The organism is Vibrio sp. 1562, from assembly GCF_033340155.1.
Classification (GTDB): Bacteria; Pseudomonadota; Gammaproteobacteria; order Enterobacterales; family Vibrionaceae; genus Vibrio; species Vibrio alginolyticus.
On the sequence record NZ_JAWOVY010000358.1, the window covers coordinates 1 to 696 of the forward strand.

The 696-nt window shown below is 46.3% G+C and carries 1 protein-coding gene; it reads left to right on the plus strand.

Annotated elements, in window-relative coordinates:
• Positions 1-168 precede the first annotated feature (168 nt).
• On the plus strand, positions 169-696 hold a 528-nt coding region (locus R7Z49_RS25170; protein ID WP_318112411.1), incomplete at its 3' end, for a TIGR03899 family protein.

Genomic DNA, 696 nt, shown 5'->3' on the forward strand with positions numbered 1-696 from the left:
TCCGAGAACTTCATCGCCCCTCCAAAATAACGATAACAATGTTAACAACTCATTATCATTTTGAATAGCCCTATTCCTTCAAAATCTGAGACGCTCTCTCTGGTCGCCTCGCGGATTAAGGTGTAAATTGAGGCAAGCGTCAAACGCAAGCTCTTGGTAGGAAAATACATGGCAGAACCAACGAAACAACCTGTAGTGATTGAACACCAGCCTAATACGCAGAAAAACGGTCACCACGACAAGAAAACGGGTTACATCAAAGACAGTGCGAGCCGAATAAAAAACATCGCTCAATCTCATGGCCTCGACGCTCTGTTGCAAACTGACCCTCCTGCCAAATCCGCATTAGAAAGAGCACAACTGCGAGACCAACGACGCCAAGAGCAAAGACAAAAAAACCTTGAGCAAATCCTAAAACTCGCGCACAGCGCTTGCCGCGATGAAACCGCAGGTGAACCCGATCAAGATTGGTTGTATCGATTTTTTGATATGGCCCAAGACATCCACAACAGTTCAATGCAGAAGTTGTGGGCGCAAGTGATGAAGCGTGAAGTGACCAACCCAGGTTCCACGTCGATGAAAGCGCTGAAAGTCCTTAAGGATATGTCCCCAAAAGAAGCGCAAACACTACAAAGAGCGGCCTCTTTGGCGTGCAGTTTTGGCGGTGATAACAGTAAAAAGTTATTGATAGGCTAT